This is a genomic window from Dyadobacter koreensis (assembly GCF_900108855.1).
GTDB classification, from domain to species: Bacteria; Bacteroidota; Bacteroidia; order Cytophagales; family Spirosomataceae; genus Dyadobacter; species Dyadobacter koreensis.
Genome location: NZ_FNXY01000002.1, coordinates 333,493 through 356,651 on the forward strand (window position 1 = coordinate 333,493; position 23,159 = coordinate 356,651).

A 23,159-nucleotide genomic window follows, 5' to 3' on the forward strand; every position below is an offset into this window, starting at 1 on the left:
TATGATATTTTTACATGATTTAATATGACAAAGTTACTGTGTCACTTTACCCATATCAACCGTTACAATAACCATCATTTGCTCTCTATTGATATTTTAAATAAATTAATACGATGAAATAGCAAATTGAAGTCGGATTTCTCTAAATCAAATCTCATAAAAATGAAATCATGAAGATAATCCGTGAGAATATTGCTCCTGACAAGGGAAGTTCGTTTAAAGTCCTGCTAACACCGGGTTTAAACGATACATTTCTCTGGCATTTTCATCCGGAATATGAAATTGTATTCGTCGAGGGAACCAGCGGGACGCGTCATGTGGGCGATCATACCTCCGTTTATGAAGGCAGCGATCTGGTTTTTATCGGTCCTAATATTCCGCATCTAAACTTTGACTATGGCGTTCGGAACGAGTGTGAGCAGGTGATTATTCAAATGAAAGAGAATTTTCTGGGTAAAGATTTTCTGAATATTCCTGAATTTGGTTCCATAAAATTACTTTTCGAAAAGTCACACTACGGGCTTTCTTTTTCAGGTTCCACCAAGCAAATTGTGGGTGATAAATTGAAAGAGCTGCCAAAACTTGATCATTTCGACCAGCTTATGTCACTGCTTCAAATTTTAAGAATACTGGCTTCTACGGATCAGGTGACGGTTTTGAATAATTCTCCGGCAGGAAATAAATCTCTGCAAAAAGAGCAGATGCGCATGGATTCGATTTATAAATATGTAGAGACCCATTTTGATCAGAATCCGGATGTTAATTTTATAGCAGAACAAGTAAATCTGTCTACGGCGGCATTTTGCAGGTATTTTAAAAAGAATACGAAAATGACGTTTACTGATTTTGTTAACCAATACCGTATTAATCAGGCAAAGAATTATTTGTTACAGGATAAGACCATTTCTGAAACCTGTTTCGCTGTTGGTTTTGAAAGTTTGTCTTATTTTAACAAATTGTTCAAGAAAATAGAAGGCGAAAATCCGTCAGAATTTAAGAAGCGGTATTTGAAATGATGAAGAGTAATGCTTCGATTACACAGGAAACTCCTACGAAGTTAAGTTTCGCGAATTAGCATGATTTTCCGGAAACAGGAGACGGCGGATGCCGTCAAAAAGTCATTAGGAAATCTTTTACCTAGTTTCAGTTTTTCAAATATTGGAAGAAGCAGCTCGTTACGAGCTTCCTGTTTATAGTATTCGTAAATTTGCTCTGTGTGTGGCTCCGTTGGAGCCTCCTGCTCCTGGTATGCGGTTCTCTTGAATAGAATAGAAATGCGTTATAATATTCCGCGTATATTTTACTTACATATTTACTACTCAAACTCCTTACTATGTACATCAATCGTTACCTTAATCCACTCATTCTCTACTATTATCCCGGCGGATGATTCTTCTCTCTCTATTTACCGGTTCTATGGCCATTTTATCCTATGACTATCTGGGATGGAAATGGGTGGCGATACCATGGTTGCCGGTATCACTTATCGGTACGGCGACTGCGTTTTTTGTTGGTTTTAAAAATAATCAATCCTATGACAGAAGCTGGGAAGCCAGAACTGTCTGGGGCGCTATTACGAATAATAGCCGTTCGTTCAGCGCCGCTTTAAGGGCGTTTGTCGGAGTCGATAACGGGCGCGATATTGATGACGAAATCCGCATAATTGTTTACCGGCATATTGGCTGGCTGTATGCTTTAAAAAATGCTATGGCACAAAGAACAAGCTGGGAACATAAGGACAGGGCGAGTGAGCGCCAGAGAAGAGCTTTAGGCACTGAACTTGAAACGTTCGACAAAGAAATTGTCCGTTATCTTTCACCGGAAGAGGTCGCCTGGATTAAAACCAAGAAAAATATGGCGACACAATTGCTCGACAGACAATCTCAGCATATCAGTCATTTGAGAAAAAGAGAACTGATCGACACGTATCAACATATCGAGCTGCAAAGGATCATCGCTTCTCTGTATGACGAGCAGGGAAAGAGCGAAAGGATTAAAAATACACCTTTTCCGCGTCAGTATGCTACGACCTCGATCGTCTTTATTTTCATTTTTATGACACTGCTTCCATTCGGTTTGCTGACAGAATTTCTTGAGCTGGGAGAAAAATATATGTGGCTGCTCATTCCATTTAATATGATCGTTTCCTGGGTTTTCATGTTTATGGAATACACCGGAGATGTAAGCGAAAACCCTTTCGAAGGCCTGTTGAACGATGTTCCGGTACGAACCATTGTCAGAAATATTGAAATCGATCTTAAAGACATGTTAAGCGAAGAAAATCTTCCGTCGAAATGTCCGCCGTTCCTGGGAGCGATTTTCTGAAATTATAAAAAAAGTAAAGACTTACCGACACGATAAGCCTTTACTTTTTTTACGCTGTTGCCACAACTTTTCCTTCAAGATATTCACAGAACTGTCGCACAGTTTGAAGACGCTGATAATCTTCATCCGGGATGGAAATCTTAAAAAGATCTTCAAGCTGTAAAACCAGATCGACAGTGTCAAGACTATCAAGTCCGAGGTCTTTTGAAAGATTAGCGTCGTCTGTAATGGAGTGGTAAGGCAGCCCGCAATTGGCAGCCAGAAGTGCTCTGATTTGCTCGTTCATACAAATAAATTGAAGGTTAAGAAATTCTTTTTCCGTATAGTTTATTTCATATGTCCGAGCTCTCGGGTATTGTAGTGAATTAAAATCTGTTACAATTTACTATACCGTTAACATATCGATTTTGTGGCAGCCTGGGTAAATACATAATAAATTTCTTATCACATCCTTTGGTCATTTTCCTGCATCAGGAGGAGTCAATACTCGATTTCTACGTCAGTATTTACCCTTCAAGGCCTACTTAGTAAGGCAATTCAAGGACTAATCTGGAATATTTCATGATTGAATGGATGGTTGAATCAATATTCCTAATTTAGGAAATCCGAAACCAAAAAATACAATTCAGATCACCTATGAAAAAACTATCCGGGCTCTCGCTTGGGTTGCTTCTGGCGACCTCAGTTTTAACCCAAGCTCAAACAAAAGATCCTATCATTGAAGGCATTGTAAAAGAAGCTAACGAAAATTCACAGCTTGAAAAACTGGCTCATGAACTCATGGATGTTGTCGGTCCACGCCTTGTGGGCTCACCTCAAATGCAGCAAGCCAACGAATGGGCGGTTGCGAAATATAAAGATTGGAATATCACCGCAAAAAATGAGAAGTGGGGCGAATGGCGTGGATGGGAACGTGGTGCTTCACATATCGACATGGTTTCTCCGCGGGTGAAATCTCTGGAAGGAATGCAGTTGGCGTGGAGCCCTTCAACGGGCGGCAAAACTATTACTGCCGATGCAATTATTATTCCGGATCTGGCTGATTCACTGGCTTTTGCAAAGTGGCTTCCGACAGTTAAGGGGAAATTTGTAATGATCAGTATGTTGCAGCCTACGGGTCGTCCGGACTACAACTGGCAGGAATTTGCTACCAAAGAATCCTTTGAAAAAATGAAAAAAGAGCGTGATATTCTGACAGAAGCCTGGACAAAACGTATAGCTAAAACAGGTTATTCACTCCGTACTTTACCTGCTGCTCTCGAAAAAGCGGGTGCGGTTGGTGTAGTAGCTTCTTATTGGTCAAAAGGATTTGGCGCGAATAAAATTTTTGGCGCAACAACCAAGAAAGTGCCAACGGTTGATATAGCTTTGGAAGATTATGGTCTGTTATACCGTTTGGCAGAATCCGGACATACGCCGAAAATCAGCGTAAGGGCAGATTCAAAGGAGAACGGCGTCGTACCAACTTTCAACACCATTGCCGAAATCAAAGGAACAGAAAAGCCGGACGAATATGTCATCCTTTCCGCGCATTTTGACTCATGGGACGGTGGTACAGGAGCGACCGATAACGGGACAGGAACATTGACAATGATGGAAGCAATGCGAATTTTGAAGAAAATTTATCCAAATCCAAAGAGAACGATTCTGGTTGGTCATTGGGGGAGTGAAGAGCAGGGACTTAACGGTTCCCGTGCATTTGTTGAAGATCATCCGGAAATTGTAAAAAATATCCAGGCGGTTTTCAATCAGGATAATGGTACAGGGCGCGTTGTAAATCTTGCAGGCCAGGGCTTTTTAAATTCCTATGAATACCTGGGACGCTGGTTGTCGAAAGTTCCTTCAAATATTAAAGATCAGATTGAAACAAGATTTCCTGGTGCGCCGGGAGCCGGTGGTTCTGACTTTGCTTCGTTTGTAGCAGCTGGTGCTCCGGCCTTTTCTTTAAGCTCACTGAACTGGTCTTATGGAACTTATACCTGGCACACAAACCGCGACACGTATGATAAAATTGTTTTCGATGACGTTCGTAACAATGCAATCCTAGCTGCAATAATGGCTTATCAGGCCAGCGAAGATCCTGTAAAAACTTCACGCGAAAAAAGTGTTCTTCCTGCGAATGCAAAAGGAGAACCTGGCGCCTGGCCCGCTATGAGAAGTCCTACGCGGAAAGGTGGGATGGACTGATGATTTAGTGAAGGACAAATGATGAGTTTTTTTAAGTAAAAAGAAGTCAGCTTTTCAAAAGTTGACTTCTTTTTACTTTCTAGTCTTTAATATTTATCATTTGACATTAATTCCCGTCCGGTCTTGTCACTTTTACCAGCGGACTAAGCGGGAAGTTGAAATCTTTTAGCGGGTCCGGGTGTGCCGGATTATATTCAGGCAAGTTTTTAATCAGATATTTCGCGAGCTCCTGATCTTCCTTTTTTATTCCTTCTACAATGCATTTTGCCAGCTGATAGGCGCCATAGTTACTGAAATGTGTATTGTCTTTGATCTCCTTATCCTGACCTGGAAAACTATTCGGAGGATAATGTACAAACGCTTTCTTGGATTCCTCCGGTCCTAATGCCTCCCAAAGTATTTTACTCATTAAATTCAAATCGATCAGCGTAACTTTTTGTTCTTTGGCCGTTTGTCTGGCAGCTTCCGGAAAGTCGCCCAGCGTATTGATGATATGCCCGGTCGAATCAAAATTTCTGCGATGCATACTGGATATCAAAACAGGTATACCGCCTTTCTTCCGGGTTTCAGAAATGAATTTTTCCAGTAAGGCTTTATAACCGACAAATGGCAACAGATCTTTCTGTTTTTGGTCATTGTGGGCAAATTCGATCAGAAGATAATCGCCGGCTTTCATTTGAGAAAGTATTTTATCCAGCCGTTTTTCAGCTATAAAGCTTCGCAAAGATTCTCCTGATTCGGCATAATTTGCAACAGCCACCTGATACGGTTTAAAAAACCTTGAAATCATGTTTCCCCAGGCCGCGTATGGCTCGTTTGCCTGATCAACGACTGTCGAGTTTCCTGCGAGAAAGATGGTTTTCGCTTGGTCATTTTTGACAATTTCCAAACCGCATATTTTCGGCGCTATTCCGGAAAATTCAAAAGTCAGCTGATCATCCCAATGCCGATAGCCAACCTCCCTGGGTTTAAGAGCAATTTTTTCGTCCGCATTGATTTTGGGAGAACGTAGATTAACAGTAAAAACCGGTGATACAAACTCACCGGTTTTTGTCTGAATATTTTCAAGCATCAGCCTGCGGCATTCCACTTTTACCGTCGTGGAGGAAGTGCCTTTTGCATCACCAAGTATCAATTTAACATCATAATTTCCTTCCGGCAATTTCACCGAAAAAAAGAAAGAAGAATCTGACGTTATGTAGTCCGATTCAAGTGTGTTTTTGCTTTTATTCGTTACACTTTTAACTGAGCTTCCAGTTACAAACCCATATCCCTTTTCATTAGAATAAAAGTCTTCCGGCTGCACTTTTTGATATCCTTTTGCTGCTTTTCCAATGCCGAAATCAAGCTTTAAATCTTGTCCAAAGGAAAGTTGACAAACGCTGATCAGTACAACGATAAAATAATATTTACTTCTTTTGAAGCAATTGAACAGAGCTGTCATTGATTTCGAAAGACTTGTTTGCCAATAAATTAATTACTTCCGCACCAGCCATAATGACCGGTCCGTAACCATGCGCTGCATAAGGACTGATCGGTCTGTGATAATAAAATGCAGGGTCAAAACCCATCCCGGTACCGACGCAAGTCCCTTCAACTTGCCCTTCCTTATTAATTTTTGTCGAGACTGCGTTCCACGCGAGGAGTGTCATCGGAGCATAAGTCAATCCATCGATCCAGCCATTATTAATCGCTTTTGCAATAGAATAAGCATAAATAGCCGTCGCGGAAGTTTCCAGATAAGAATCATTCCGGTCCAAAAGCTGATGCCAGAATCCAGAGCCTGACTGATAGGAAGCTAAACCACGTACTTGTGCTTTTAACAATTCCAGAATTTTCGGTCTTCCCGGATGATTTGCCGGCAACACATCAAGCAATTCTACTTTGGTTAAAATCGCCCAGCCATTTGCACGCGCCCAATGGAATTCAGGATGCTCAGTCATACCTTCTACCCAACCGTGCATGTATACTCCTTTGTCCTTAACGAACATCCTGCCGGAGATTTGTAAAACCTGTTTTACGGCTTCATCATAGTATTTTTTCTCTCCTGTAAGTTTTCCCATTTGGGCCAAAGCAGGCACAGCCATAAACAAATCATCAAGCCAGATCGTGTTCGGTTGAGGCCTGTTTCTGGCAAGCGATCCGTCTTTTAATTTATGTTCTTTGTTTAATATATAATCGATATGGCTATCGATCAAAGGCCGGAAATTTCCTGTGGTTCCTGCTCTTGTTGCTTTGATCATCGCGGCACACATGGCTCCGCAATCGTCCAAAGCATGTGGGTCAACAAGTCCGCGCAAAGGGCCAGCTGTTCCCCAATCGGCATGTTCTGTGCTTGTTTTTTTGAAAAAGGGAACGGATTCGGCAATAAATTGGAGACGCTTATCGGCATATTCCTTGAATTTCGGATCGCCGGTAACCTGACTGGCCAACAGCATGGAAGAATAGGTAACGCCCCATTCATAACTAACAATCCGGTAATTACCCTTCTGCAAAGCCGTGTTCTGGTCGATTTTTGTAAGATCAGTTACCGGTTTTCCTGTTTTACTATCTACAAAAGCTGTTGGCGTAACATTATTCAGATAGGCATAAATGCGGTTTAAATCTTTGACAATATTTTCCTTTTTTACCAGACCATACGGAACCGGATAATCAGGCTGCAATAAATGCAACGGCGTATTGGAATCGTTTGCTTTCGTTTCATTACGCTGAGCAGAAGCATTTTGGGAGTGACCTAAAACCAACGCTGAAAGAAGAACTCCCTGAAATATGAATTTTTTAGAAAGAGATTTTACGTACATGTGTTGCCTGAAATTGCTGGGTTTAAAATTGTATTAAGATGGTATACAAATATGATAATTTTAAGTATCGCCACATTCACGTACTCACCTGCTTATCCCAGGAATATTGTTTGCGAAAATCTAAAATTAAGCGCTCACAATGCTTAGCTTTGAATGTTACCAAACTTTTTTGTAAAGATTATGCATATTATCCAGACCATAGAAGCGCCGGAAAAGACACTTCTACTTCGTACGTTTGAATCAGGTACCGAACCTGAAAATCAGGAATTTTTTAAAGCGGATAAAGGCGAGATCTGGTGGCCAACGGAAAACGAAATTTGGTTGGGACTGGGAAAATCGCCGAAACTTCCTGTAATACTAAAAACCTTTCGTTTGGCTTTTTTTAAACGCAAAGACCGATGGCCCGAAAATATCATATTGGACGCTATTGGAAAATCTTCGGACTGGATAGAAAATGCGGTTAACGGGATTGTGTTAGGTGGTTATAATTTGCAGTTATATAAAACAGAGCCAAAATTGTTCAGCTCATTTTTTGGCGAGAACGGAAAACTGTTCATCTTGACAGATAAAATTACAGAAGAGAACGAGTCTGCGATCAATATAGCTTCCAAAACGGCGGCAGTTCAAATCCGTATTATGGATTTAATGAACGCGCCTTCGAATTACAAATCGCCGGAAAAATTAGCAGAATGGGCGGTTGAATCAGGACAAAAAAATAATTATAAAGTAACGATCCTGGATAAGAACAAGCTTAACGAACTTCATATGTACGCTTTGCTGGCTGTCAGCAAAGGAAGCGATTTGCCTCCTGTCATGATCGTGTCTGAGTATGTGCCGGAAAAATATGAGAAAACTATCGCTCTGGTTGGTAAGGGAGTGACGTTTGATACGGGAGGAATTTCGATCAAACCTTCTGCAAGTATGCATCTCATGAAAAGTGATATGGGAGGTGCTGCGGCAGTCCTTGGAATTGTCGAACTGGCCGCTCAGCTCAAACTTCCGGTAAAAATAATCGGCGTGGTTCCTTCGACGGAAAATTGTGTTGACGGTTCTTCTATGAAACCGGGGGATGTGATAAAATCATATGCAGGAAAAACGATTGAAGTCATTGATACGGACGCAGAAGGGCGCCTGATCCTTGCAGATGGACTGAGTTATGCTGTAAGGGAATTTAAACCTGACGTCGTAATCGATCTCGCGACTTTGACAGGCAGTGTTATTCAAACGCTTGGTTATGAGGCTGCCGGGTTGTTTTCGGTAAGTGATAACCTTGCCAATGATCTGACAAAATCAGGCGAAAAAACTGGTGAACGTTTGTGGCGTCTGCCGGTTTGGGATGAATACAAAGAGGAAATTTCTTCGGATATCGCGGACTTGAAAAATTATCATGGAAAACCGTTGGCAGGTGCGATCGTCGCTGCAAAATTCCTCGAAGTTTTTACAGATGAGCATCCTGAATGGGCGCATCTCGATATTGCCGGAATGGCTTTTGGAGACAATGAATTTGCTCCTGGCCGTGCAGGTACCGGATATGGAATTCGATTGCTAAGAGATTATTTATCAGCATTGTAGGGTGAAGTATGCGTGCCATTGGTGAGATTCTTTGTTTTAATTTAAATTAATCCACACGATAAATTTAAATTTTCAGATCACAGAAATTTAACTGCGGCTTTACTTGATAAATAGCTTGTTTTTGTTAGATTTGGAAAAGGAAGTTCTCTGAAATTTTCCTGTCGAATAGTCCGGATTCGAGCAGTATACTATCACTACAAACTATTTTTTATGGCGCGTCCTTTAACTTTTTTATGTATTTCAACCTATTTCAAAGGAAATGACTTCCTGAGAGCCTGTAAAAATGCAGGCAATATCGTCTATCTGTTAACGGCCAAAAAGCTGGACCAGAAACCTTGGGCGAGAGAATCCGTTGATGAGTTTTTTTACATAGAAGAAGGAGAAGACAAAACATATGACATGGACGAAGTGGTTACCGGCCTTGCTTATATTATGCGAAGCCGGATGATCGATCGCGTTGTTGCGCTGGATGATTTTGACGTTGAAAAAGCCGCCTTGATCAGAGAATATTTCCGCATCCCCGGTATGGGGCAAACTACTGGAAAATATTTCAGGGATAAGCTGGCTATGCGTACCAAAGCAGCAGAATCAGGAATTCTGGTCCCCGGTTTTTGCGGTTTGTTTAACGACGAAGTGATTAATAAATTCTTAGACGATCATGCCGGTCCGTGGATGATCAAACCGCGTTCTGAGGCATCAGCGACGGGTATAAAAAAATTGCATACGCGAGAAGAATTGTGGGAGACAATCCATGAACTGGGCGATAAAAGACATGCGTATCTGGTTGAGCAATTTAAGCCGGGAGACGTATATCACGTAGATTCGTTGTCCATGAATGGCCGCGTAATTTTCACCTGGAACAGCAAGTATCTTGCTCCTCCGTTTGATGTAGCCCACGGCGGTGGGATTTTCCGATCTATGACTGTCCCCTTCGATTCTTCTGAGGCCCACGCTTTAGAAACGATTTCGATTGACGTTTTAAAAGCTTTTGGCCTGCGTCACAGCGCTTCTCATACTGAAGTGATCCGCTCGAAGGATGATGGGAAATATTATTTTCTTGAAACTTCATCCCGGGTTGGAGGGGCGCATCTTTCGGAATTAGTAGAGGCTTCTTCGGGAATTAATCTCTGGAAGGAATGGGCAAAAATGGAAACCGCAGAAGCGAAAGGCGAACCCTTTAAATTACCACCAAGCCGTAAAGAATATGCTGGTATTATCATTTCGCTGACACGTCAGCAATGGCCCGATATCTCCATTTTTAATGATCCTGAAATTGTCTGGAGAATGGACGAGGAATATCATATCGGCCTGGTCGTCCGCTCAAAATCCAAAGATAAAGTAATCGAGCTTTTGGATAAATACGCTGAGATAATTCAAAGTGAATACCATGCGTCTGCGCCCGCTCCGGATCGCCCTATGCACTGATTATTGATTTAGTAAAGTCGAAATAAAAGATTAATTGATAGAAATAACTTAATGAACTTTTTAAGTTATTTCACAGGAAGCATTTTTAAGCATTCAGGTTGCCAGAGTACCCATTTGGAACCTGGATGCTTTTTAAATATAGGAATAAGAATCACTACGGCACTCATTATGTCTGCAGTGTGAGAAGAGCGTTTTGTATAAATAGAAATAACGTTTATTGCCAGGTTAGCTTGACTTTTCACCTCATAACGGTTCCTATATGTTCAACTTTTCCAAATTTGCTTTTTTACTTTTATTTTCATCTTTCATCTTTTTTGGATGTAAAAAGGATGAAAAGGAAATTATACCAACCAGTACCATTACCTTCGATGGCGCTACGTATGATCTTGCAAATGGATTGCTGATCGACTACGGTCAGTATACCAAGGCAGAAGGGCATGGGCAGGTTCTGTTTCTTTATTCGTCAGGTATTACGATTCACGAAACTGGCGGACAAATAGATTCGACTTCCGGTAAGGGGCACGTCGTGTATTTTGAAATTTACAGTCCGGTTTCAAACGCTTTGGGTGATGGTGAATATGCTTTTGATGATACTTCAACCTTTCTTTCAAAAACTTTCGGCTATTCCTATGTTGTTTTAAATGCGGATTATATTACATCCAGCGGCGAGGTCCATGCGATAATCGCGGGTAAAGTTTCTGTAAAAAAGGCAGGCACAATTTATGATATTACGTTCGACTGTGTCGAAGGTTCTGACGGAAAAAAATTATCCGGTTTTTATCACGGACCTTTGAAGTTTTATGACGCAAAATAAGAGGCAGTCAAAATGAAAGTTCATTTCGACTGCCTCTTATTTTATTTCCAACATTAAATGCGGATCTAAAATTGAATTACATCGGTAACTTAAACGCTTGACGACCAACTAGAATCCAGTTTCCTTTTGTTTTCTGCCAGACATAAAATACGCCAAGTTTCACAGGTGCAGGATCTTTTCCTTTATTATGTGTGTCGCCCGACAATGTGTGGCGAACCATTGCTACATCACCCGAAACGGTTATTTTTTGATCAGCGATATCTATGCGTGTAAAATGCGATTCCCCGCTGGTCAATGCACGGATAAATTCTTTTTGATCTTCAAGCAGACCGTTTGAATGTCCGTAAGACAAAAGCGGAGAAGTAAGTTTTCCTAAAACCGCTGCATCCGCAGAAACGATTGCGTTTTTTAATTTTTCAACCGCTTCGCCTACTGCTTTTTCATCGGCCGTCTGAGCAAAAGAAATGAGGCTGGCGAACATAAATAATACGGCAACTAAAAATGTTTTCTTCATAACAACTAAGAATAATTTTTTGAATTGTTTTAATTCGATAGCCGACTGCCGAAAGCTGACTGCCATTTTAAATTTTAACTTGTTCCATCTTAGGTGCAAAGAAGTGCATTACAGCCCAAGCAAGCAAATAAGCGAAACCGCAAATGATAAAAATAACATTGTAACCACCGCCAATATTTCCTGCTGTTTTATAATTATCAAGGATAATACCTACCATAAGTGGAAAAAGTATCCCACCTACTGATCCGGCCATTCCACCTATACCCACAACCGAGCTTACCGCTTTTTTCGGAAACATATCCGATGCTGTTGTAAAAATATTGGCACTCCATGCCTGGTGAGCCGCTGCTGCCAAACTGATCAAAAATACAGCCTGCCAAATGTTTGTGGTATACTGGGCCAGCATGATTGGAGTGACCAGGATTGCAAAAATGAACATGGAAGTTTTACGTGCACGAAAGATCGGCCAGCCTTTATTGATGAAATAACCGGAAAGGTATCCGCCGCCAATACTACCGATTGTAGTCGCGGTATAAACAATTACGAGTTCAAGACTTGGTTTGGACAAATTCAGTTTGAAAGCTTCGGCGAAGTAGGATGGAAGCCAGTAAAGGAAAAACCACCAGATCGGATCGGTTAACATTTTTCCAAAAACGAAAGCCCAGGTCTGACGAACTTTGAAAAGATCAAGCCATTTCACCGGTGCTTCTTTACTGGTATCAGGCTCGTTGTCACTATGGATATAGTCGAATTCAGCCTTGTTAATACGTTCCTGTTTTGCTGGTACTTCGTAATATCTCCACCAGAAAAATAACCAGACAAAACCCAGCGCTCCTGTAATTAAAAATGCTTCCTGCCATCCATAAGCGCCTAAAAGCCATGGAACCATAATAGGGGCAACGACAGCACCAATATTAGCACCAGAATTGAAAATACCCGTCGCCAGCGCACGTTCTTTTTTAGGAAACCATTCCGCTGTCGCCTTGATAGCAACAGGAAAATTTCCTGCTTCTCCTAGTCCAAGCAATGCGCGCATCAATCCAAAACTAAGAGTTCCGGTTGCTGCGGCGTGAAGAATGGCTGCTATACTCCAAACAACAACAGAAATAATGTAACCTAACTTCGTTCCAATTTTGTCAATAATTGCACCAAAACCAATGAGCGAAACCGCGTAGGCTGCTTGAAATGCCATAACAATATGACTGAAATCTTTTTCTGTCCAGGCGAAATCAGATTCCAAAGCTGGTTTTAGCAGACCCAGGACCTGCCTGTCGAGATAATTAATGGTGGTGGCAAAAAAGAGCAGAGCCACAACGCGCCAGCGATATTTGGTCATGTGACTTTCCAGCTTAGGGATTTCAGTAGTAAGCATAAGAGCAACTGATTATTGTTCTGAAATAGGAAATTATATTTTGACGTACTCAACTTTTGCAAGAAAATTTTCCAGTGTCTGAGCTACACCGGAATTCGCAAACGATTCAAGGTATTGGACGACATTATCCTCGGATACCCCCAGTTTAGTGAGGTCAGAACCCCAGATAAATGAGTCTTTCAAGATCAGGTGAACCATTTCAGGCAACTCGTAATTCTGCCATTTTTGATGAAAATAAGCCGCTCTTTGATCTTGAATGAGATAGTAAGCATCGTTCGCAAAGCCGAAATAGTGTTCGCCATCTTTCCTGACCGCCTTCATGAAATAGATATACACAGCAAATCCAAAAGTCATATATTCGGGTGCAGTGCCGTATTCCTTATAAAATTGCTGGAAAGCCGGGATGACCCTTGAATTTATTTTTGCTGAATAATTATGCGTGATATTAATCCACTTATGCTCGATATAAGGATTCCTGAAACGGTCTAAAACCATTAAACTGAACTTATGCGCACGCTCCTCACTGACGGGATAGGGGATCGAAACAGCGATTTCGTTTTGGATAAGGTTTGACAAATAAGCTTCGAAAAAAGGATTTTTCATGGATTCCCGTACCGTCGGAAAACCTGCGAGAAAGGCCAGTCCGCAGCCTAGCGTATGAGCGCCGTTCAGCAAACGAAGTTTCAGTTCACGATATAGTTCGATATCCGGTTCAATAAAAACCCCGGAATCAATTTGCGAAAACGACAAAATTTCTTTTACCTTTTCGTCACCCTCAATAGCCCAAAGCCTGTAATATTCAGACATGATCATCAGATCGTCCATATAACCAAGCTCGTTTTCGATCTGTTTTTTAATTTCGATATCCGGTCGCCCTGGTACAATGCGGTCGACGAGCGAATTACAAAACGAATTGCACTGTTCAAGCCAGTCAATAAAACCTGGTTCCAGACCATTCCGATGCGCAAGTTCCAGTACGATAGATTCCAGCTTTTTTCCATTGTCGGCGATTAATTCCGTTGGGACAATTACCAAACCAAAGTTCGGATTTGCTGCGAAAGCCTTAAAGCGAGCATACAAAAACGCGAGTAATTTTCCGGGAAATGAAACTGGCGGCCACTGATAAATATCGTCCTGGACGAGCTGGATACCTAATTCAGTGGTGTTTGAAAAAACTATTTTTATAGCAGGATTCCGCGCGCAATCCAGCACGAGAGACCATTGAGTTTTGGCAGATAAAACCCTGCTGATTGCTGACGAGATAATCGTTTCTTCAACCAGTTTACCGTTATGGACGCCTTTCATCGCAAGAGTATACAAATTATCCTGACGATCAAATGCTTTTAAATCACCTTCATCCGTAGATTTCACAACCACGATCCGACCGTTGAAGACACCCTCCCGGTTGGCCTTATCCACGAAATAATCAGCCAGCCCGCGAAGGAAAGCCCCGGTTCCAAACTGGATCACTTTTTCCGGCAGTTCAAAAACGGAATCGTCTGGTACGGTCACGCTGGGACTGTTCCGTAACCGGCGCAAATGCTCGCGATATAGGTGATTCATAAGCTTTAAATCTTTATGCTGTAAAAGTCAGGTTCTATTTTTTTGCTGCTTGCTGCAGGAGCCAGATCGAAAGGTCTTTGGCTGCGGCGAAGTTCTCGAAGGAATTGTCTATCCTTCTACCGTCCAGATATTCGTTGTAAATCCAGGGATCGCCAAGCGCATACACCGTCCCTTTTCCATATTTTGAAACAGCCATGATAATGTCACCATGATCCGTCAAAATCGATTTTGCAGGTGGTGTAACAGCGATAGGAGAGAGTTCCTTAATGTATAATTTGCTGGCGTTTTTAAAAATCGTTTTGTCGTTTGCGGGTACATCGATACGGCCTTGTTCAAATTGCAGGCCTTGTACCATATTTCTGTTTTTATTAGTAAACTGGATACCAAAAACTTTTGCGAGTTCATTGAAATGAGGGATTTCGCAGTTTGCTGTATCGTTCGCCATCAGTACCAGCACCCCGCCGGCTTTTACCCATTTTTCAATTTCAGTAATATCTTTGGGCTGTACAAAATTTGGATTCGGCGATTCTTTTTTCGTATCCGGATCGACGATGATGTACACGTCAATTCCCTTTAAATTTTCAGCCGTTGGCGCCGAGGGAATGGAAACAGTTTGCGCGCCAAGTTCGCGATAAATGCTGCCCCATAACCAGTAGCCTGAATGCTGGCGATCTTCCCAGGTGTAGTGGAACGGCTCTTCCTGTCCTGCTGCGGTTTTCCGTACCTCTTTGTTGAAAAAATAATCCAATGCCACTTTTTTTCCTTTTCCAACTGCATTCTCCGAAGCAATTTCCATTTCTACGCTGGCCATGATAAATGGACCAACTCCTTTCAAATCATTTTTCCGGATCGGCTCACTCAGGTAGTATTCATAACTTCCGTCGCGGTAAGGCGTGCCACCCAGTCCGCCGACACTTACGGTTTTATTCAGACTGATCGTTCCGTCTTTTTCCTTTTCCACAAATGTTTTCAAAATCCCTTCGTAACCTTTTTTAGCCACTGTCGCATACGTTGCAGGGATGTAACCCAATCGTGAACCCTTCGCCAGTGCGTAGACGAACATACAAGAAGCTGATGCTTCCAGATAATTTCCTTTACGTGTTCCCTGGTCCATAATCTGATACCAGACACCAGAATTTTTATCCTGGTATTTTGCTAGAACCGGAGCAAGTCTTTGAAGATATTTGATAAGTTCAGGTCGTTTTGGATGATCTTTTGGAAAATAATCCAGGACTTCAACCAACGCCATCGCATACCAGCCGATTGCACGCCCCCAGAAATGCGGAGATCTGCCGGTTTTTTTATCCGCCCATTTCTGCTCTTTGGCATCATCATAAGCATGATAGACCAAACCTGTTTTTTCATCAACGGCATATTTTTCGATAAGCTCAAATTGTTTTGCGATATCGTCAAAATGTTCCGGATGATTAAATAGAAGACTATATTCAGCTGAGAACGGTTCAGCCATGAAAAGTCCGTCCAGCCACATCTGTTCCGGATACCGTTTTTTATGCCAATATCCTCCCTCTTTAATTTTCGGCTGTTCTGAAAGTTGCTTCCATAGTAAATCTGCTGCCTTTTTATATTTCTCCTTATCAGGCTGGGTTTGCTGATAAAGTGTTAATAATGGCCGTCCGGAAGGAATGTTATCGAGATTAAATGAATTGAAATCATACGTACGAATGGAGCCGTCGGCTTTTACAAACTGATCTGCATCTTTTCTGATATACTCAAAATATTTTCCTTCACCTGTACGATAAAATACTCTTTCCAGAGCTTTAAGCATCAATCCTTGTTCGTAATTCCAATTTGAACGCTTGGCCTCTCCAACAAGAATCGAGTCTTTATTCCAGGAAATAAAAGAATCAGCCATTTGCGTTGACCAAGGTTTTTGCTGAGCAAATCCCGTTGTCGCGATCAGACCTAAAAGGGTTAAAAAAGTAAGTTTTATTGTATGGGTGGATAAATAGTTCATGCGTTTCAATAATCTTGATAAGAGTTACTTTTCGTTTTTTATTTTACAAAATCCTCACGCATGGGCGTGAACATATCGATCAAAACTCCTGCTTCCAGGCAAACCGCTCCGTGGATAATATTTGATGGAATGTAGTAGCCGTCGCCTTTTTTCAATGTCTGTTTTTTATCGCCTATGGTAACTTCGAAAACACCACTTTCAACATAGCTCATTTGCGTATGCACGTGTTTGTGTGGCGTACCGATTCCTCCTTTTTGAAAGTCAATTTTTACCATCATCATTGTCGGATCATATGACATGATTTTTCGTTTCAATCCGCCGCCCAAATCCTGCCATGGAATTTCTGAGTCTACAATAAACTTTTTTCCATTCGCTGCTTTTGCATGTTCATTTTGAGCGAATGACGGTACCGCGATAAGAAATAATATTCCACAAAAACCTGATCTGATAAGTTTTGAACTAAATTTCATATATTATTTTCCTGCCGAAATAGTTGATTGAGATTTGTTTATTCTGAGATAAAATCTGCACGTAAAGGGGTAAAAATATCGATCAGCATGCCTTCCTCTATGCATAATGCTCCATGGATTACGTCTGGCGGAATGTAATATCCGTCGCCTTTTTTAAGTATTTGTGTCTGGTCGCCAATCACAATTTCAAAGACGCCGCTGTCTACATAGCTCATTTGGGTATGAAAATGGCTATGCAAAGCGCCAACTCCGCCTTTTTCAAATGCGACCTTTACCATCATCAGATTATTGTCGTATGACAATATCTTCCTTTTTAGTCCGCCCCCTAGATCTTCCCAATCAATTTCAGAGTCTGTGATGAATTCTCTTGCTCGTGTATCGCCCATTCTTTCTTCGATTTCGCCGTTGGATTTTATTTTCGGGTTAATGCTTTTGATGATGCATTTCCACTGAATTCAATATTTTTTTTCGCTTTCTTTTCGTCGGTATTCAATAGACGTATTCCTTTGGAGCGATCGCCGTTTACTTTCAGCAGCAAATCTCTGTCGTCGGCATATGTTATTTTATCCATCGTCACATTTGCGCTGTTTTGAATCTGCATGACGGTTTTATCTTTTGTATAAAAGGCGACATTTTTCAAATTTATATTTTCACCTTCTATACATACAAAACCTTTATTGCTTTGCAGGACTGCATTTTCAATGGTGATGTTCTTGATACTCATTTCCGGCAATCCACGAACCATAAGCCCCGTTTCGGCGCCTTTGCAAACAATGTTACGGATGTGGAAATTCTGAAACTGAGGCGTTCCCTCATTTAGCGGTTCGGCTTTCATGACAGGTAATTCGTTTTTCTCGCCTGGTTTCGGAACAGGATCTTTCGCCATATAATACATATCAAAAAGAACTGCTTCCCCCGGAATGTTGCTCATATTGATATCTGAGATGAAAATATTTTCCACAATACCGCCTCGTCCGCGAGCAGTTTTGAAACGAAGTCCGACATCAGTTCCGAGAAAACTGCAATTATTAATGAAGAGATTTTTAACGCCTCCCGACATTTCACTTCCTATCACAAAACCGCCGTGACCGTGAAAAACCGTAGAATTTTGAACAATTACATTTTCCGTGGGCACGCCACGTTTGCGGCCTTCTTCGTCTCGACCGGATTTGATGCAAATTCCATCATCACCGACATCAAAAGTGCAATTGTCGATCATTGCAAAGCGGCAGGATTCCAGGTCTACGCCATCGCCATTTTGAGCGTACCAAGGATTTCGCACCGTCAGATTTTTTAATGTAATATGGTCGCACAGCATAGGATGAAGATTCCAGGCAGGGGAATTTTGAAACGTAACTCCTTCCAGAAGAACTTTCTTGCAGTTGGTAAAGCGGATCATATTCGGACGGAGGAATTCCTGAAATTTCGTCACTGTCTCCATCGTATATCCTGCAGCAATATTTCCTGCGCCCGGCGTTGTATTGCCCAGTTTTGAACCTTCACTCGGATACCATATTCTCTGCGCCTGATCCAGAACGCCGCCGGAAGCAACCAATTTTTGCCATTGCGAATCTGTCAGTTTTTCTTTTTTCACTGACCGCCACGCTTGCCCGGCTCCGTCAATAATCCCGCCGCCCGTTATTGCAATGTTTACCGCATCCGTCGCGCTTACCGGCGACTGGCAACGAATCGCATCCAATCCTTCCCAGGTCGTTTTAACAAGTGGATAATCTTTATAATTATCGCTGAACTGCAGTAAAGCGCCTTTTGCAAGATGAAGATTAATATTACTTTTTAACGTGATCGGACCTGATAGCCAGAAACCTTCGGGAATGAGCACTGTGCCGCCGCCCTTTGCTGCACAGGCTTCGATAGCCTTGTTGATGGCGGGAGAATTCAGTACCAGTCCATCGTTTTTCGCGCCATAAGAAACAATGTTAAAAGTATCTTTCCGGAACGATGGTTGCTGAATGACAGGTAAATCAAAGACAAACTTGTCCGTGCTGCCAAAATGTTTCAGGTATTTTTTTAGATCAAGGTTCTGGGTTTGAACCGATCTTGCAACGAGGCCCGCCATGATTTTGGCCCCATAAGCTGTAAAATGCGTATCGTCGACCAGACCTTTCGGAAATTTAGGATAGTGCCCGGCTTCGACATGCATAAAAATTGCTTTTGAACTTTCCACGCCATGTTGCACAATTACTTCTTGACTCATCGCATGCAAATCAATCAAAGCAACTTTTTGTTCTTTGGCGACTGCCTTCACAGCCGCCGGATAATCTGCGTGTGTGTCGATAAATGCACCTTTTTCATCGAAACGACGGCGCATAACCGGCGTAATCAAAACCGGATTTCCACCTTTTGCACGTGTTTCGGTGATGAAACGGATCAGGTTTTTTTTGTAATCTGTATTAGCGGCAGCGTATCGGCTGGTATCCTTGTCTTTTGAGTCATTGTGTCCAAACTGGATAAAAACCCAATCGCCGGCTTTCAGATTTTTAGTAACAGTTGCCCAGCGCCCCTCATTGATAAAACTCTTCGTACTTCTCCCATTCTGAGCGTGATTTTCTACCTTTATTTTATCAGTGAAAAAATCTTGGAAAACCATTCCCCAGCCCGTTTCAGGGGCATCACCAGCGGCTTTGTTGGCAAGTGTTGAATCGCCGATCAGGAAAATCTGAATCTTATCCTGGTCAGGTTTAAAACCCGAGATAATTAGAAGAGAAAGTAATAACAGTTTTTTCATTCTATTTTAACAATAACCGGATTCGGGAAAATCCCTTTATGAATTGACTTATTTCAATAATACAGATGGGCTATTCCGATTAAGATTTATACAGGAATATGACGAGTTTAGAGGATATAATTATAATTATCAAATATTAAATTGTCTTTTGTTGTGCAATCGTTATCGGGAACGTTGCCAGAGACTGAATTTTACTGAAATAATTATCAGAAGAGCGCACAGCCACGGCTTTCGATCGGTTTTAGAATTTAGAATCCGGGCTGATCTGCGAAATTAAATTGGTACTATATCAATAAAAAAGGAGTTTGGTAAAGTATAACCCTTTGCCAAACTCCAATAAAATGCTAATTATCTTAAATCGCCAATCGCAACAGCGTCCATATCAGTATAATCCTTATTTTCTCCGGCCATTCCCCAGATAAAAGAGTAATTGGAAGTTCCGCAGCCTGAATGAATAGACCATGGAGGAGAAATAATCGCCTGACGATCAGCCACCAATAAATGACGCGTTTCCGACGGTTCGCCCATCAAATGTAGCACCCGCTGATTTTGTGGTACATCAAAATAGCAATAGGCTTCCATCCGACGATCATGTACGTGCGACGGCATCGTGTTCCAGACACTGCCCGTTTTCAAAACCGTAAGTCCCATCACAAGCTGGCAGCTCTGAATACCATCCAGGTGAATGTATTTATAAATTGTGCGGTGATTTGAAGTCTCCATACTTCCAATCGTTACCGGAGTGGCGTCTTCTTTTGTGAAAAGACGCGTCGGGCAGGTCTGATGCGCCGGTGAAGAAAGCAGGTAAAATGCAGCTGGATTCTCAGCATCATTACTGGTGAAAATTACTTTCTGGGTTCCTTTACCTACATAAACACAACCTAATTTGCTGATCGCAATTTCTTCGCCATCGGCATTAACTTTACCGTCTCCACCAATATTGATAATCCCAATCTCACGTCTTTCCAGGAAATAATTAGCTTTCAGCGAATCAAATGTTTCCAGAACTAAAGGTGTGGAAACGGGAATGGCGCCGCCGATCATAACACGGTCGTAGTGTGAATAAACCCAGTTGATTTTACCGGATTCAAATATATTTTCAATTAAAAAATTCTCACGTAAAGTCTCAGTGTTCATCTGAGAAACTTCTTTACGACTGCTTTCAAATCTAATTTCCATAGTTTAGTAGCTTTTGGCTGTAAGCGATTAGCTGTTAGTATCCGCCCAAATGTCCCTTTTTATAATTCCAGTATCAATATAGACTGTGAACAATCCCATTCACTCATTCTCTCTTCAACATTATCTTCCCATCCACCCTCCGTCGACTGTCAGCGTCGTTCCGTTGACATAATTGGAAGCTTCTGAAGCGAGAAACAACGTAGGCCCTTTGAAGTCTTCGGGTAAGCCCCAACGACCAGCCGGAATACGATCAAGGATGGATTTACTGCGAACAGGGTCATTGCGCAAAGCTTCTGTATTATCGGTGTTAATATATCCGGGAGCGATGGCATTTACATTTACGCCTTTTCCTGCCCACTCATTTGCCAAAGCTTTCACCAAACCGCCGATGGCACTTTTCGACGCGGTATAACCCGGAACATTAATTCCGCCCTGGAAAGTCAGGAGAGAAGCTGTGAAAATAATTTTGCCATAACCTCTGGCAACCATTTCTTTTCCAAGTTCACGAGAAAGTATAAACGGCGCATCCAGATTGATATTCAAAACCTGATCCCAATATTCGTCGGAATGTTCGGCAGCGGGCTGACGAAGGATTATTCCGGCATTGTTAACCAGAATATCAATGACTTGGTGGGTTTCTTTCACCTGTTTGATAAAAGAATAAAGGCTTTCGCGGTTTCCCAGATCAACCTGATAAGGATAAAATTTGCGGCCAATCGATGTGACTGCTTTTTGAATTTCGCTTTCCGTTGTCGGAAGTGAAGAAGATATTCCGATGATATCAGCACCTGCTTCGGCCAGAGATTCTGCCATCGCTTTGCCTATTCCACGGTTACAACCTGTCACCAGCGCGGTTTTGCCGGTCAGGTCGAATAAATTTGTACTATTCATTTAAATGTTCTGTTGATTTTTTTTGCAACCGGTGTAGATTCAGCCGGTTTGTGCAAAAAATAGATAAGAATAAACGAGTTTAGATGTATTAATTAGAATTATCAAATATTGGATTGTCTTTTTTTGTGCAATCGTTATCGGGAACGTTACCAGAAAATGCAATTGGCAAGTTACAAGACGAAAATTGTAGAATTAAAGGGTAATTTAGTATATTCACTGAGTGTTTAGATAATTATATTTAATCTAGGAATAAGTTGAAATAAACGAATATATTCTTTGGAAACAATCACAATAAAAGATATTGCCCGCGCACTGAATTTATCGACATCCACGGTTTCCCGTGCGTTGAGAAACAGCTATGAAATTAATAATGAAACTAAAAAGCTTGTATTGGAGTATGCCGAGAAAATGAATTACCGGCCCAATCCGATTGCTCTGAGTTTACGTGATAGTAAAAGCAAATCCATTGGTGTAATTATCCCTGAAATTGCCAATAATTTTTTCTCCCAACTGATTAACGGAATTGAATCGATAGCCTATAACATGGGTTACCATGTGGTTATTTTCCAAAGTCATGAGTCGTATGAAAGGGAGGTTGCAAATACCAATTATCTTGTTTCGAGGAAAGTGGACGGACTTTTAGTTTCGCTGTCAAGCCTTACCAGAGATCTGACTCACTTTGAAGAATTGCTGGATAAAGGAATGCCGATCGTGTTTATTGACCGTGTTCCCAAAAATATAGATACGCATAAAATCGTGGTTGATAACTTTTTCGGAAGCTATCAGGCGACGGAACATTTGATCAAAACGGGCCGAAGAAGAATTGCACATTTAACAAGTCCGTTTTATCTTTCAATCACAATGGAAAGGCTGGCAGGGTATCGTCAGGCTCTTGAAGACAATGGAATTCCGTTTGATGAATCGTATGTTAAATATTGTCATCACGGCGGTATGATGCTGACGGAGAATGAAACTGCAGTTCAGGAATTATTGAATTTACCCGAACCTCCGGATGCGATTTTTACAGCCAGCGACAGATTGACAACAAGTTGCATGTCTGTGTTGATTCAAAAAAATGTGAAAATTCCTGAGGAAATGGCGTTAGTCGGTTTTACGAATACCAGCGTTGCTGAATTATTCAACCCACCATTGACAACAGTTGTTCAGCCTGCAATCGATATGGGCCATCAGGCAACGGAATTATTGATACGGCTGATCGAACATCCCAAAAAGCCGACGATTTTTGAAACGCGATCCTTACAAACTTCATTGATTATTCGTGATTCTACGGTTGAAAAAAGTGTAAACGCCTGATGAAAAAATTG

The 23,159-nt window shown here is 41.6% G+C and carries 19 protein-coding genes; 7 read left to right on the top strand and 12 right to left on the bottom strand.

What is annotated here, in order from left to right; genetic code table 11:
• The first annotated feature begins 170 nt into the window (after nucleotides 1-170).
• Together BMY70_RS05945 and BMY70_RS05950 are read left to right on the top strand one after the other, a co-directional pair.
• Entirely contained in the window at nucleotides 171-1,016 is an 846-nt protein-coding gene (locus BMY70_RS05945; RefSeq protein WP_090333314.1) for an AraC family transcriptional regulator, read from the top strand.
• Between the two features lie 400 nt (nucleotides 1,017-1,416).
• Complete coding sequence (locus BMY70_RS05950; RefSeq protein ID WP_229209501.1) at nucleotides 1,417-2,325, top strand: bestrophin family protein; 909 nt, start codon at nucleotides 1,417-1,419, stop codon at nucleotides 2,323-2,325.
• A gap of 49 nt (nucleotides 2,326-2,374) precedes the next feature.
• On the opposite strand, the gene BMY70_RS05955 is transcribed toward BMY70_RS05950, so the two are convergent.
• Nucleotides 2,375-2,611, bottom strand: a complete 237-nt coding sequence (locus BMY70_RS05955; protein WP_090333319.1) for an acyl carrier protein — start codon at nucleotides 2,609-2,611, stop codon at nucleotides 2,375-2,377.
• A gap of 350 nt (nucleotides 2,612-2,961) precedes the next feature.
• On the opposite strand from BMY70_RS05955, the gene BMY70_RS05960 reads away from it, so the two are divergent.
• Complete coding sequence (locus BMY70_RS05960; RefSeq protein WP_090333322.1) at nucleotides 2,962-4,512, top strand: M20/M25/M40 family metallo-hydrolase; 1,551 nt, start codon at nucleotides 2,962-2,964, stop codon at nucleotides 4,510-4,512.
• Nucleotides 4,513-4,618: 106 nt separating this feature from the next.
• On the opposite strand, the gene BMY70_RS05965 is transcribed toward BMY70_RS05960, so the two are convergent.
• Both BMY70_RS05965 and BMY70_RS05970 read right to left on the bottom strand, forming a co-directional pair.
• The gene (locus BMY70_RS05965) at nucleotides 4,619-5,956 is read right to left on the bottom strand and encodes a rhamnogalacturonan acetylesterase (RefSeq protein WP_143072063.1); all 1,338 of its coding nucleotides are present in this window, start codon (nucleotides 5,954-5,956) and stop codon (nucleotides 4,619-4,621) included.
• Nucleotides 5,922-7,313, bottom strand: coding sequence for a glycoside hydrolase family 88/105 protein (locus tag BMY70_RS05970; RefSeq protein ID WP_090333325.1), 1,392 nt, complete (start codon nucleotides 7,311-7,313; stop codon nucleotides 5,922-5,924). Before BMY70_RS05970 ends, BMY70_RS05965 begins: the two co-directional genes overlap by 35 nt.
• Nucleotides 7,314-7,493: 180 nt before the next feature.
• On the opposite strand from BMY70_RS05970, the gene BMY70_RS05975 reads away from it, so the two are divergent.
• The 3 genes from BMY70_RS05975 to BMY70_RS05985 all read left to right on the top strand — a co-directional run bounded on the left by BMY70_RS05975 (nucleotide 7,494) and on the right by BMY70_RS05985 (nucleotide 11,124).
• Entirely contained in the window at nucleotides 7,494-8,885 is a 1,392-nt protein-coding gene (locus BMY70_RS05975; RefSeq protein WP_090334751.1) for a leucyl aminopeptidase family protein, read from the top strand.
• A gap of 210 nt (nucleotides 8,886-9,095) precedes the next feature.
• On the top strand, nucleotides 9,096-10,310 hold the full coding sequence (locus tag BMY70_RS05980; RefSeq protein ID WP_090333327.1) for an ATP-grasp domain-containing protein: 1,215 nt from the start codon (nucleotides 9,096-9,098) through the stop codon (nucleotides 10,308-10,310).
• Between the two features lie 259 nt (nucleotides 10,311-10,569).
• Nucleotides 10,570-11,124: a hypothetical protein gene (locus BMY70_RS05985; protein ID WP_090333330.1), complete on the top strand. Its 555-nt coding sequence runs from the start codon at nucleotides 10,570-10,572 to the stop codon at nucleotides 11,122-11,124.
• Nucleotides 11,125-11,200: 76 nt separating this feature from the next.
• Here the strand turns inward: BMY70_RS05985 and BMY70_RS05990 are convergent, their stop codons facing one another.
• From BMY70_RS05990 to kduD, 9 genes are all read right to left on the bottom strand, one after another.
• Entirely contained in the window at nucleotides 11,201-11,638 is a 438-nt protein-coding gene (locus tag BMY70_RS05990; RefSeq protein WP_090334752.1) for a nuclear transport factor 2 family protein, read from the bottom strand.
• 67 nt (nucleotides 11,639-11,705) lie between these two features.
• Complete coding sequence (locus BMY70_RS05995; RefSeq protein WP_229209502.1) at nucleotides 11,706-13,010, bottom strand: MFS transporter; 1,305 nt, start codon at nucleotides 13,008-13,010, stop codon at nucleotides 11,706-11,708.
• 33 nt (nucleotides 13,011-13,043) lie between these two features.
• On the bottom strand, nucleotides 13,044-14,573 hold the full coding sequence (locus tag BMY70_RS06000) for a tagaturonate reductase (protein WP_090333335.1): 1,530 nt from the start codon (nucleotides 14,571-14,573) through the stop codon (nucleotides 13,044-13,046).
• Between the two features lie 34 nt (nucleotides 14,574-14,607).
• Nucleotides 14,608-16,548, bottom strand: coding sequence for a glycoside hydrolase family 88/105 protein (locus BMY70_RS06005; protein ID WP_374754693.1), 1,941 nt, complete (start codon nucleotides 16,546-16,548; stop codon nucleotides 14,608-14,610).
• Nucleotides 16,549-16,586: 38 nt separating this feature from the next.
• Nucleotides 16,587-17,018, bottom strand: a complete 432-nt coding sequence (locus BMY70_RS06010; protein WP_090333337.1) for a cupin domain-containing protein — start codon at nucleotides 17,016-17,018, stop codon at nucleotides 16,587-16,589.
• A gap of 38 nt (nucleotides 17,019-17,056) precedes the next feature.
• Entirely contained in the window at nucleotides 17,057-17,404 is a 348-nt protein-coding gene (locus BMY70_RS06015; RefSeq protein WP_090333341.1) for a cupin domain-containing protein, read from the bottom strand.
• A 26-nt stretch (nucleotides 17,405-17,430) separates the two neighbouring features.
• Complete coding sequence (locus BMY70_RS06020) at nucleotides 17,431-19,764, bottom strand: glycosyl hydrolase family 28 protein (protein WP_090333344.1); 2,334 nt, start codon at nucleotides 19,762-19,764, stop codon at nucleotides 17,431-17,433.
• Nucleotides 19,765-20,112: 348 nt separating this feature from the next.
• On the bottom strand, nucleotides 20,113-20,943 hold the full coding sequence (gene kduI / locus BMY70_RS06025; protein ID WP_090333346.1) for a 5-dehydro-4-deoxy-D-glucuronate isomerase: 831 nt from the start codon (nucleotides 20,941-20,943) through the stop codon (nucleotides 20,113-20,115).
• A 120-nt stretch (nucleotides 20,944-21,063) separates the two neighbouring features.
• Nucleotides 21,064-21,834 (bottom strand): 2-dehydro-3-deoxy-D-gluconate 5-dehydrogenase KduD, encoded by a 771-nt coding sequence (gene kduD, locus BMY70_RS06030; RefSeq protein WP_090333349.1) that lies wholly within the window; start codon nucleotides 21,832-21,834, stop codon nucleotides 21,064-21,066.
• Nucleotides 21,835-22,110: 276 nt separating this feature from the next.
• Here kduD and BMY70_RS06035 point away from each other — a divergent pair, with 276 nt between their 5' ends.
• On the top strand, nucleotides 22,111-23,148 hold the full coding sequence (locus tag BMY70_RS06035; RefSeq protein WP_090333351.1) for a LacI family DNA-binding transcriptional regulator: 1,038 nt from the start codon (nucleotides 22,111-22,113) through the stop codon (nucleotides 23,146-23,148).
• Nucleotides 23,149-23,159 lie beyond the last annotated feature (11 nt).

Coding starts and splice junctions, on each gene's coding strand:
- BMY70_RS05945 (WP_090333314.1), top strand. CDS start 171: ATGAAGATAATCCGTGAGAATATTGCTCCTGACAAGGGAAGTTCGTTT.
- BMY70_RS05965 (WP_143072063.1), bottom strand. CDS start 5,956: ATGACAGCTCTGTTCAATTGCTTCAAAAGAAGTAAATATTATTTTATC.
- BMY70_RS05975 (WP_090334751.1), top strand. CDS start 7,494: ATGCATATTATCCAGACCATAGAAGCGCCGGAAAAGACACTTCTACTT.
- BMY70_RS05980 (WP_090333327.1), top strand. CDS start 9,096: ATGGCGCGTCCTTTAACTTTTTTATGTATTTCAACCTATTTCAAAGGA.
- BMY70_RS05950 (WP_229209501.1), top strand. CDS start 1,417: ATGGCCATTTTATCCTATGACTATCTGGGATGGAAATGGGTGGCGATA.
- BMY70_RS06010 (WP_090333337.1), bottom strand. CDS start 17,018: ATGAAATTTAGTTCAAAACTTATCAGATCAGGTTTTTGTGGAATATTA.
- BMY70_RS06000 (WP_090333335.1), bottom strand. CDS start 14,573: ATGAATCACCTATATCGCGAGCATTTGCGCCGGTTACGGAACAGTCCC.
- BMY70_RS05970 (WP_090333325.1), bottom strand. CDS start 7,313: ATGTACGTAAAATCTCTTTCTAAAAAATTCATATTTCAGGGAGTTCTT.
- kduD (WP_090333349.1), bottom strand. CDS start 21,834: ATGAATAGTACAAATTTATTCGACCTGACCGGCAAAACCGCGCTGGTG.
- BMY70_RS06020 (WP_090333344.1), bottom strand. CDS start 19,764: ATGAAAAAACTGTTATTACTTTCTCTTCTAATTATCTCGGGTTTTAAA.
- BMY70_RS05995 (WP_229209502.1), bottom strand. CDS start 13,010: ATGCTTACTACTGAAATCCCTAAGCTGGAAAGTCACATGACCAAATAT.
- BMY70_RS06005 (WP_374754693.1), bottom strand. CDS start 16,548: ATGAACTATTTATCCACCCATACAATAAAACTTACTTTTTTAACCCTT.
- BMY70_RS06015 (WP_090333341.1), bottom strand. CDS start 17,404: ATGGGCGATACACGAGCAAGAGAATTCATCACAGACTCTGAAATTGAT.
- BMY70_RS05990 (WP_090334752.1), bottom strand. CDS start 11,638: ATGAAGAAAACATTTTTAGTTGCCGTATTATTTATGTTCGCCAGCCTC.
- kduI (WP_090333346.1), bottom strand. CDS start 20,943: ATGGAAATTAGATTTGAAAGCAGTCGTAAAGAAGTTTCTCAGATGAAC.
- BMY70_RS05955 (WP_090333319.1), bottom strand. CDS start 2,611: ATGAACGAGCAAATCAGAGCACTTCTGGCTGCCAATTGCGGGCTGCCT.
- BMY70_RS05960 (WP_090333322.1), top strand. CDS start 2,962: ATGAAAAAACTATCCGGGCTCTCGCTTGGGTTGCTTCTGGCGACCTCA.
- BMY70_RS05985 (WP_090333330.1), top strand. CDS start 10,570: ATGTTCAACTTTTCCAAATTTGCTTTTTTACTTTTATTTTCATCTTTC.